Origin of the sequence: Nonomuraea sp. 3N208 (assembly GCF_052245935.1) — a bacterium.
Classification (GTDB): Bacteria; Actinomycetota; Actinomycetes; order Streptosporangiales; family Streptosporangiaceae; genus Nonomuraea.
The window spans coordinates 1-10182 of record NZ_JBQQBR010000095.1 but is presented as its reverse complement, the minus strand read 5'-3'; the positions used below and the strand labels follow the sequence as shown (position 1 = coordinate 10182).

The window sequence follows — 10182 nt, the reverse complement described above, 5'->3', positions numbered from 1 at the left end:
CATGGATTCAGCCGCAGCGTTCGTGCGCACGTGCAGGTGCCCCTCGGTGGGGAAGTCGGGTGGGAGGGCGGGGAGTACGGAGCGCAGGACGTACCATTTTTCCGCTACGCGGCAGGAAGCATGGTTGTCCACGGCATGAAGCAGATCAAGGCGTGTCAGAGGCATCACGCACTGCGACCCAAGTGCCCACCGCGATACGGCCTCAAGGGCTCGGGGAGCGATCCCTCGGCCTCGGACCTCAGCCGAGGTCCAGTAACCCACCTCTGCCGAGGCATCGGCGAGATCGACGCCTCGCTTGACCACGACGTGGCCGACCGGCTGGTCGGCTTCGCCCGTGTCGCCGTCGCACTCCAGTATGGCGAAGCTGAATCGGACCCCTGCGGTCCACGCTTCATTCTGATCATCGATCCATCGAAAGGCGTCCACCTCGCTGACCAGAGAAGTGGTCAACCAGCGGCGCAGGAGTGGATCACGATGAGCCGTCACGAGCGCCGTCGCGTCCTCGCCTCGCCACGGTCGCAGGCGCAAGCCGGGCGCGGACGCAGTCGGCTCAACGGACAGGGTGACGGTCATAACTCTCCTATCGACGTCTCCACCGACTCTCTGCGAGGACAGGGCTGGAACAGTCACCACACCGGCCTCTGCAGGCACGGCAGGAGCCTATCATTTTCGATTTTCTAGAAAATACAAATCAAAAATGATGGGTTGTTGCGTCGCGCAAAAGCCTCGCCAACTTGCGAGAAGGCAGGATTCCCGCAAGTAACGCAGCAACCACGCGTCACCACTGGGGTCGAGGAACCGGCGGACGGCTGTCCTGTCTCGCTGAAGGTGGCGCGTGTCTCAGAAAACCTGGCGCGTCAGGTCATCCTGTCTCAACTGAGACTCGTCATCTAGCTGTCCTGCGAGTTCGTCATCCCCTGTCACCGGTTTGGTCACTCCTTGTCACGCCGACGCTCCCGCCCCCGTGCATGATTGCCCTGATTTCTGCACGTTTGACCCAGTTCTCGTACGACAGTAGACGTGCTATCGCGATTTTATCCGCAGTATAGAAATTATCGAGGCGGAGCGAATGTGGGTGGCCTCATTTCTCTATATGCCTGCGGCGGGCGAATATGCAAGCATCTCTGCTTCTCTATCCATTTTGTGTGTCGAATTCTTGTGACTTAATTTTGAGGGCATTTCATCTTTGTTGCCAGGAGGGTCTGGCAAGGTGCTGACCTGCTCCTATGCCAGCCGACGATGGTCAAGGTTGCGTCCGTGCCAGCGCGGCAGGGGATGGAGCGATTGATCTCTTGGGTCACGCACTCTCCCTGCAGCTTGTTGATCACAGGTAAACATGCTTGGTGTCTTAAGCGTGTGACAGGTGATGACGATCCTGAGGACAGTTTGGTGACGAAACGGCGCCCCAGCAGCGCATTCGTCATGTAGTGTCCGCGCCTTCGGCCACCACTTATCCCTGCCCTTGCCGCATTTCGAAGATCACAGGCGGTCAGACGGACGCCGTCGCAGGGCGGCGGGAGGGTGAGTGCGTTGCGGGCGGAGCACGGCCCGGGCGGTTGACCTGCGTCCAGCGTGGCGGACATGCGGAACAACACCGGGGTTGAGGAACAGCGGTACAGCCATTAGCGGTGAGAATGATCTTGGCGTTTTCGCTGGTCGTGAGCACTACAGTTCGATCACGATGCGGACGAACCAGCCGATCAGGTAGCTATCGTCCGCTTCATGCCGGTTGAGTTTCTGACGGATGAGCAGGCTGCGGCGTATGGGACGTTCGCCGAGGTGCCGATGCGGTCGGAGCTGGAGCGGTTCTTCTATCTGGACGATGTCGACCGGGACTTGATCGCGTTGCGCCGCACGCGCTCGCACCAGCTCGGGTTCGCTCTCCAACTGACGACGATTCGCTACGTCGGGCTGTTCTTGGAGGATCCGCTGGAGGTGCCGTGGCCGGTGGTGGAGTACCTGGCCGAGCAACTCGACATCGCCGATCCCTCGTGGGTGAAAGCGTATACCCGCCGCAAGCAGACGGCCTACGAGCATGCGTGGGAGATTCGCGACGCCTACGGCTACAAGGTGTACGAGGATCACGAGATGGGCCGGAAATTCCGGACCTTCCTCCACGGCCGGGCGTGGATCCACGCCGAGGGACCGGTCGCTCTGTTCGACCACGCGGTGGGCTGGCTGCGCCGGCATCGGGTGCTCTTACCCGGCGTCCATGTGCTGGCCCGGCAGGTCTCCGAGGTCCGCAAGGCAGCGGAGAGCCGGCTGCACGCGACGGTCGCCAAGGCCACCCGCCAGGTGGATCCGGCGCTGCCCGGCCAGCTACTCGCACTGCTGGAGATCCCGGAAGGCAAGCGATGGTCGGATCTGGAGCGGCTGCGGAAACCACCGACTCGCAACTCCGGCAGCAGCCTGGCCAAGGCGCTGCATCGGGTAGAGGAGATCTCCGCCTTCGACCTGGGACGGCTCAAGCTCGCGCATGTGCCGCCGAACAGACTGGCGGCACTGGCTCGGCAGGCGATGAACAGCAAGACCTCCAACCTGGGACGGCCCAGCGAGCCCAAGCGCACCGCGCTGGTGTGCACCCTGGTGCGTCACCTGGAAGCGATGGCCATCGACGACGCGCTGGATCTGTTCGCGCTGCTGATGTCCACCAAGCTGATCAACCCGGCCCGGCGCGGGACCGACAAGGAGCGCCTGGCCATGCTGCCGAAATTGGAGAGAGCCTCCCGGATCCTGGCGAGGGCTTCCCGGGTGTTGATCGAGCGGCTGCAGGCGGTGGAGGAGACCCAGACGGACCTGGATGTCGCCGCGTTGTGGGCGGCGGTGGCGACCGTGGCCTCACGCGCCGAGGTACATCAGGCGCTCGAGCAGGTCGAATCTCTGATCAGCCCAGAAGACGATGGCGGCGACAGTGCGATGCGACGTGCGCTGACCGACCGCTACAACACGGTCCGACCGTTCCTGACGCTGCTGGGTGAGTCGCCGGCGCTGGGCGCCGCCTCCGGCGGCAAGCGGGTGCTGGCCGCGGTACGGCGGCTGCCTGCGCTGGCCCGCCGCAAGGTGAAGCAGCGGGCGCTGCTGCCCAAGGAGATCGATGAGAAGCTGGTGCCGCCGATGTGGCGGCGCGCCGTGTACGCCAACCCCGACCTGCTGGCCGGGTCGGTCGATCGCGATGCTTATGTGATGTGCGTGCTGGAGCAGCTCATGCGGGCGCTGCTGCGGCGTGACATCTTCGCCTCACCCTCGCACCGCTGGTCCGATCCTCGCGCCCGGCTGCTGGACGGAGCGCAGTGGCAGGCGGTCCGCGAAGACGTCCTGGCGGGTCTGGGACTGGAGGTCCCGGTGATCGAGCATCTGGCTGAGCGGGTGCACGTGCTGGATGCCGCCTGGCGGCAGATGGCCGACCGACTAGAGGAAGCGGGCGAAGAGGCCAAAATCTCCATCGTGGTCCCGGAGAGGGGACGCCCCAAGCTGAACGTGGAGCGGCTCGGCGCGCTGGGCGAAAGCGAGATGCTGCGCTGGCTACGGGCGACGACCGCCGCGATGCTGCCCCGCATCGAACTGCCGGATCTGCTGTTCGAGGTGCACTCCTGGACCGGATTCCTGGACGCCTTCGTCCACGCCGCCGATGGCTCCACTCGGATGGAGGATCTGGCTACCTCGCTGGTGGCGTTGCTGACCAGCGAGGCCTGCAACATCGGCCTGTCTCCGGTGATCAACTCGAATGTGCGGGCACTGACGCGGGACCGGCTGACGCATGCGGACCAGTACTACCTGCGCGGTGAGACTCTGGCGGCGGCCAACGCGCTGCTCATCCAGGCCCAGAGCGAGGTGCCCATTGTGAACGGCTGGGGCGGCGGGCTGCTCGCCTCGGTCGACGGGCTGCGCTTCGTCGTGCCCAAACGCAGCATCAACACCGGGCCGTCGCCGAAGTACTTCCACTTCAAGCGCGGACTCACCTGGCTCAACGCGATCAACGACCAGGTGTCCGGGATCGGGCAGATGGTGGTGCCCGGCACCCCGCGCGACAGCCTGTACATTCTCGACACCCTGCTGAACCTGGACGGCGGCATCAAGCCGGAGATGGTCACCACCGACAACGCCTCCTATTCCGACATGGTCTTCGGCCTGTTCGACATCCTCGGCTACCGCTTCTCACCTCGCTTCGCCGACCTGGTCGACCAGCGGTTCTGGTACGCCGACCTGCCCGACCAAGCCCGTGGCAGCTACGGCCCAGTGGACGCGCTAGCTTGCAACAAGATCAACCTTAAGAAGATCATCACTTGGTGGCCGGACATGCTGCGCGTGGCCGGGTCGCTGATCACCAACCAGGTCCGCGCCTATGACCTGCTGCGCATGTTCGGCCGCGAAGGCCGCCCCACGCCGCTCGGGCAGGCCTTCGAGGAGTACGGCCGCATCGCCAAGACTCTCCATCTCCTCGCCGTGATCGACCCGGTCGATGACACCTACCGGCGCCGGGTCAACCGGCAGCTCACTATCCAAGAAGCCCGCCACACGCTGGCCCGGGAGATCTGCCACGGTCGGCGCGGCCGTATCCACCAGGCGTACCGTGAGGGCCAGGAGGATCAGCTCGGATCCCTCGGCCTGATCCTGAACGCGATTGTCCTGTGGAACAGCCGCTACCTGGATGCCGCCGTGGAACAGCTGCGTGCCCATCCGCCCAAGGACCGAGAAGTGCTCGACGAGGACGTGGCCCGGCTCTCACCCCTCGGCTATAAGCACATCAACACGCTGGGCCGCTACAACTTCATCGCCTCCCAGCCCGGCGAAGGCCTTCGCCCGCTACGAGACCCCTCCCAGCACGAAGAAGACGAGGGCTGATTGCAGGCCTTAACCCGCCCATTAGGGGTCGTAAGTAAGAGGCATGCGCCCAGCCGCCAAATTCGTGATCATGGCGACCCCGTCCGACCTTGTCCAGGATCGGGATTTCGTTCCAAATCACTCCGACCCCCTCAACCGTGCGGGCAAGATCGATCGTCGAGCGCTCGCCAAGATGCTCGATCCCGCACTCCCCCACCCGGACGCAACACGCAACCCTCACGTTGTGCCATTCACTGGCACGGGCGGGACGGATACGGGAAACTGTCCCAATGCCTGCTGAGTACACCCAAAGTGACCAGTTCCGTGGTGCCCGCATCCACCTGAGCGACCTCTCCGGCCTCGAGATTCGCGATTGCGACGTCACCGGCCTGAAGATCGTGGACTGCTATGGGGGCAACGTCTCCCTCGGTGGCGGCTTCGAGCGTGTCGTTGTCAACGACGTCGACGTGACCGCCTACGTCGAGGCCGAGCTCGACCGGCTGCATCCCAACCGGGTGCTGGCCCGTGAGGCCACGTCCGCCGCCGAATACCGGGCCGCTTGGGATGCCATCGAGAAGCAATGGGAGGAGACGCTCGACCGCGCCAGGCGCCTACCCGAGGCGAAGCTGCACGAGCAGGTCGACGGCGAGTGGTCGTTCGTCGAGACGCAGCGGCATCTGCTGATGGCCAGCGATGCCTGGATCGGCAATGCCGTGCTCGAGGAGGATGCGCCGTACCACCCGTTGGGCCTTCCTAGCGGCGGGATGCCGGCCGAAGCATCGGCGAAGCTCGGGCTCACCCTCGATGCCACCCCGACGCTCGACGAGGTACTCGCGCCGCGGCTCGCCCGCATAGCCACGATGCGCCGGGTCGTCGACGAGCTCACCGAGGCCGAGCTCGATCGGGTGTGTGGTCGCAAGCCGGCGGACCCATATCCGGACCGGGAGTACGTCGTGCGCCGCTGCCTCACGGTGGTGTGCAAGGAAGAGGCCGAGCATCACCGGTATGCGGTCCGCGACCTCACCGTGCTCGAGGCCGGTGCCCGAACCGAGTGAAGGCGCGTCCCGGCAATGGACGGCGATCTCGCGATCCTGCGCTTGACCAGCCCATCTTGCTGTCGGAGCCCCTCATCGCACCCGCGCTGCCCAGCCAGGGCGCGGTGCCGACCGGCGAGGTAGTCACGACCGGCTACGGAAAGACCAGCAATGCGGGCTTCCCCAACGAACGACGCGAGGTCTTCCTCGATGTCACGCCGCGGTGGACCTGCGAAGGCGATCACGCCCGGAATGAACTGCACCCGCAAATCCGGCCAGACGGCCGGAGCATGCGGCACTGGGTGATGTCGTCATCGGAATCGTCTCCTGAAATATCTCTGGCCAGTGCGGCAACCCGACCTATCCCACCGTGAATAGGAATGTTTCTCAGCACCGAACCTGGATATGGTGCAACGTGGGGAGGTACCCGGCGGTTCATCCACCTGCCTTCAGCCGGAACGCGAGGCGGCGGGGCGCCTGCACGCGATAGCTGTCCGTCACCAGCTCGGCAACCTCGACCCAGTCCGTCTCGTCGTCCAGCACCATTCCCACGACATTCACACCCCAGTCGGCCCGGAAGAACGGAGGGCCGGCATGCGCCAGCGCGGCCAACTCCCCGGGCGGCGCCCGGAAGGTCATCAGGATGGCCGGATCGTCCATATCGATGTACGCCGACCCCCTCACGTCGGTGGTGTAGACGTGCAGGAACGTCCGCCGGCGAATCCGCCACCGCAAGCCGATCCACGCCGGCTCCTCGTACGCTTCGGGCAGCTCCCCGCAGATCACCCGGAGCCGGCCCACAACGGCGGGTGGAACGTCCGCGATGTCGCTCATCTGTACCTCCCGTGCCCATCCTGCCCGCCGGGTAGGACATCAGCACATCAGAGTCTCCGGGGTTGGCGGGGCCGCGCCGACGTCATAGGACTATCGGGCCCTGGGCGCGCGCTTCACGTGGCCGATCTTGACGCCCTGGATGGCACGCCGGTGCTGGACATCAAACCGTACCTCCGCGAGTTCGCGCCGCAGGACGAGGTACGGCAAGCCCCCTGGGCAACCAACCTGATGCATCAGTACTACTAAAACTGGATCGCGGGCCCCGGAAGATCTCGTCCCACAGAACCGGTCGGCTGAAGGCTGGGCCCGCGAGATCACTTCCGGTCGATCCCGGCGGGCGTTTCATAGACGCACACATGAAACAGTTCTCACCGGAGATCGCGAACAGGGCATTCGCCGTTTCATAGGTCGTTTCAAAACTGTAGCCACATGAAACGACCCCATGAAACACTCGCCCGGGTGAATGACGGGTACCTCAGCGTGGAAACCCGCGGCTGCCCCATGTCCAGCTGTGCCGCGCCCGCCGGGTCACCTTGCCGGACCAGCAAGGGCAGGGTGGCGATCAACTACCACACCGCCCGGTTCCGCCTCGTCCCCTCGCTCGCCAAGGCCCTGACGGTTGTCACCCCGCCGATCCGCAAGCCGGGCACTCCGTGGGTCGAACTGCCCCGCCCCGCAAGCTCCGGGGCCGAGCTGAGCGGGCACGTCCGGATCGGGTACGCTCGCGCGTCCACAGCCCGACAGTCGCTCGACACCCAGCTCGACTCTCTCACCGCCGCGAGCGTGACGAAGATCTTCTCCGAGAAGATCTCAACCCGCGCCGTCAGTCGTCCCGAGCTCGACCGTGCGGTGGAGTTCGCGCGGGAGCTGCGGGCCGCCAGCCTCGGTGTCACGCTAGTGGTCCACGAGCACAAGCGCCTCGGACGCGGCCTGGCCATGGCTGAGCTCGCCGAGCAGCTCAAGTCCTATGGCGTCGCCCTGGAATTCCTCACCGGCGAACTTCAGGGCAACCACGACCCGTCCGGGATCGTGTTCACCGTGCTCGCCGCGCTTTCCGGCATGGAACGCGAGTACATCCGCGACCGCACCCTGGAAGGCCACGAGTCAGCCCGTACCCGCGGCCAGACCATCGGCGGCGCCACCGTCACCGACGACGCCATGCTCTCCCTGGCCCTCCACCTGCGCGAGAAGAACCTCAGCCTGCGCGAGATCGCGGCCAAACTCGTCATCACCAAGGGCAAGAAGAAGGGCCGACATCCCTCACCCGCGACCGTCCTGCGGATGCTCCGCGAACACGACGAAGCCGATGAAGATCATTCTCACCGCTAATGGCTGTACCGCTGTTCCTCAACCCCGAACACGGCGGGGCCCAGGCCGGTCGTGCACGGGGCGGATCAGGTCAGAGACCCACGTTGCGCATGGCGTTGTCGCGCCAGCGGTCCACGGCCCGGATGTAGCGCAGCACGACGGGGGAGGCGGGGGCCCAGCGGCCGTGCTTGGCGATGACGGCGACCGGGACGCCGGCGGCGTAGGCGACGGTGGCGCCGCCGGCGCGCAGGCTGTGCGCGGTGACGGTCTCCGCGGAGGGCACGCCGGCGCGGACGGCCAGGTCGCGGACGATGACGTTGACCGCGTCGGCCCCGAGGGAGGGGCCGACGGTGCCGTGCCGGTCGATGCGGCGCAGCAGCCGCCCGCCGGTGTGTCCGGCCTGGTCCAGCACCTGGAGCCAGTCGCGCCAGGCGGCAACCGGGTCGGTGAGCGGGTGGCTGCCGCGGGGGATGGCGACGGTCTCGCCGGCCGAGTCCTTGTCGGTCTTGGAGGTGCGGATGGTCACCTCCAGGCCGTCGGCGACCTCGCGCACGTCGTCGCGGGTGAGCGTGACGAGCTCGCTGCGGCGGCCCATCAGCGCCAGGCCGAGCACGAGCAGCAGCCGGTCGCGTAGCCCTCGGCCCGTGGCCAGGTCGCAGGCGCCGACCATGGCGCGCAGCGCGTCGATGGTGATGGGCGGGGCCTCGCGCTGGCCGCGGCCGCCGTCCTCAGCACGTCGGCGCTTGTAGGCGCGCAGCGCGAGCCGGGCGGCCTCGGTGGCCGGCTGATTGGGGTGGCCGGACAGCCGGTGCATGGTGCGCACGGCGGCCAGGGCCTGTTCGACGCTGGCCGGGGCCTGTCCGGCGGCGCACAGCTGGGCGGTGTATTCGGCCAGGGTGGCGCCGGTGGCGGGCAGTGCGAGGCGGCCCTGAGCCGTACACCAGGCGGTGAAGGCGGCCCACTGGCGGGCGTAGGCGCGGCGAGTGTTGGCGGGCACCCCGTCGGCGATGAGGCGCCGGGTGTCGGCGCTGAGCGCGTGGTCGGCGGCGGTGTGGGCGCCGGCATTTTCTGGAGTCCCGGAAATCAGCGGGTGCTCCCCCGCCGCCGCCAGCCGCCCGCCCTCACTCATGTCCGTTTCGTCCTTTTTCCGGGAGCGTCCATTCGATCGCCTCTGACCCGCGATAAGGAAGGTTATCACGGGTCAGAATGTGTCAGAGATACGTTTGCGAACGTACGAAGCCGCTACGTTCGAACGAAACGAACGCTAATCTGCGGAGTGTGGCAGGCGATCAGGAAACTGTGGTGGCGAGTACCCCGGGCAAGACCGAACAGACGGGCCAAAACGGGACGGATCGACAGGAACCAGAGCTGCGATGCGCCGGTCCGGGCTGTACCAAGGCACTGCCCGGGCGTAGCAGTCGCGCCAAGTACTGCAGCGACGCCTGCCGTGCCGCCGCCTACCGGGCGCGCACCACCGCGCACGCCGCGCCCGTCGCCAACGCCCTGCTGCGCGCCCACGATCTCCTTGCCCCGCTGCTGGCGGCCGGGGAGCAGTGGCAGGCGGCGCAGGACGCGCTACGCGCCCAGCTCGCCGAGCTGGGCACCGGCGCGCTGGCCCAAGTGGAGGCCGCCGAACAGGCCGCCGAGGAAGCGCGTGCCGCCGCCGCGGCGGCCGAGCAACGCGCCACGACCGCGGCCAACACCGCCACCGCCCAGATCGCCGCCGCCGAACAGGCCCGCACCCAGGCCGAGACCGCCCGCGATCGTGCCGAGGAGCGCGAGCAGGACGCCTGGCGACAGGTCGGCGAGCACCAGAACGCTCGCGCCCAAGCCGAGCAGCTCGCCGCTGACGCTGCCGACCGGCAGCGTCAGGCCGAGCACGACCATGACGCCGCCCGCCAGCGAACCGCCGAGCTCACCGAGCTGCACGCCACCGCGACGGCCCGCATCGCCGAACTCGAACAGCAGGCCGACGACCGCCAGCGCGAGCTCACCGACCTGCGTCGCCAACTGCAGGAGCAGGAAGTCCAGACCCGGAAGGCTGAGCAGGAGCGCGACCTAGTGCCGCGTCAGGCCACGTTCGCCCTGTTGACGATCTTCCGTAGGCGGGGGTTGTCGGTGTTGCGGTTTCGCCAGGCGATGTAGCGGCGGATCATGCTGCCCTGCTCGCGGTGGCTGGCATGGT

At 66.8% G+C, this 10182-nt stretch carries 8 protein-coding genes; 5 read left to right on the top strand and 3 right to left on the bottom strand.

Annotated features, from left to right (window positions below; translation table 11 throughout):
* Positions 1 to 573: GNAT family N-acetyltransferase (locus ACTWPT_RS58935; protein WP_443186293.1), on the bottom strand; the 573-nt coding region annotated here is incomplete at its 3' end.
* A gap of 1149 nt (positions 574 to 1722) precedes the next feature.
* On the opposite strand from ACTWPT_RS58935, the gene ACTWPT_RS58930 reads away from it, so the two are divergent.
* Together ACTWPT_RS58930 and ACTWPT_RS58925 are read left to right on the top strand one after the other, a co-directional pair.
* The gene (locus tag ACTWPT_RS58930) at positions 1723 to 4842 is read left to right on the top strand and encodes a Tn3 family transposase (protein WP_443186292.1); all 3120 of its coding nucleotides are present in this window, start codon (positions 1723 to 1725) and stop codon (positions 4840 to 4842) included.
* A 269-nt stretch (positions 4843 to 5111) separates the two neighbouring features.
* A complete protein-coding gene (locus ACTWPT_RS58925) occupies positions 5112 to 5876 on the top strand; it encodes a DinB family protein (RefSeq protein WP_443186291.1) in 765 nt (254 codons plus the stop codon).
* Positions 5877 to 6290: 414 nt separating this feature from the next.
* On the opposite strand, the gene ACTWPT_RS58920 is transcribed toward ACTWPT_RS58925, so the two are convergent.
* Complete coding sequence (locus tag ACTWPT_RS58920; protein WP_219537622.1) at positions 6291 to 6689, bottom strand: MmcQ/YjbR family DNA-binding protein; 399 nt, start codon at positions 6687 to 6689, stop codon at positions 6291 to 6293.
* Here ACTWPT_RS58920 and ACTWPT_RS58915 point away from each other — a divergent pair, their 5' ends adjacent.
* Together ACTWPT_RS58915 and ACTWPT_RS58910 are read left to right on the top strand one after the other, a co-directional pair.
* Positions 6690 to 6935 (top strand): TrmO family methyltransferase domain-containing protein, encoded by a 246-nt coding sequence (locus tag ACTWPT_RS58915; protein ID WP_255530130.1) that lies wholly within the window; start codon positions 6690 to 6692, stop codon positions 6933 to 6935. It abuts the gene before it with no gap.
* 213 nt (positions 6936 to 7148) lie between these two features.
* The gene (locus tag ACTWPT_RS58910) at positions 7149 to 8018 is read left to right on the top strand and encodes a recombinase family protein (protein ID WP_443186290.1); all 870 of its coding nucleotides are present in this window, start codon (positions 7149 to 7151) and stop codon (positions 8016 to 8018) included.
* A gap of 70 nt (positions 8019 to 8088) precedes the next feature.
* Here the strand turns inward: ACTWPT_RS58910 and ACTWPT_RS58905 are convergent, their stop codons facing one another.
* Positions 8089 to 9126, bottom strand: coding sequence for a tyrosine-type recombinase/integrase (locus ACTWPT_RS58905; RefSeq protein ID WP_443186289.1), 1038 nt, complete (start codon positions 9124 to 9126; stop codon positions 8089 to 8091).
* A gap of 173 nt (positions 9127 to 9299) precedes the next feature.
* On the opposite strand from ACTWPT_RS58905, the gene ACTWPT_RS58900 reads away from it, so the two are divergent.
* Positions 9300 to 10142: a hypothetical protein gene (locus ACTWPT_RS58900; RefSeq protein WP_443186288.1), complete on the top strand. Its 843-nt coding sequence runs from the start codon at positions 9300 to 9302 to the stop codon at positions 10140 to 10142.
* Positions 10143 to 10182: the final 40 nt, after the last annotated feature.

What these genes read in the sequence shown, in the direction of transcription:
- ACTWPT_RS58930 (WP_443186292.1), top strand. Translation starts at nt 1,723, where the DNA reads ATGCCGGTTGAGTTTCTGACGGATGAGCAGGCTGCGGCGTATGGGACG.
- ACTWPT_RS58925 (WP_443186291.1), top strand. Translation starts at nt 5,112, where the DNA reads ATGCCTGCTGAGTACACCCAAAGTGACCAGTTCCGTGGTGCCCGCATC.
- ACTWPT_RS58920 (WP_219537622.1), bottom strand. Translation starts at nt 6,689, where the DNA reads ATGAGCGACATCGCGGACGTTCCACCCGCCGTTGTGGGCCGGCTCCGG.
- ACTWPT_RS58905 (WP_443186289.1), bottom strand. Translation starts at nt 9,126, where the DNA reads ATGAGTGAGGGCGGGCGGCTGGCGGCGGCGGGGGAGCACCCGCTGATT.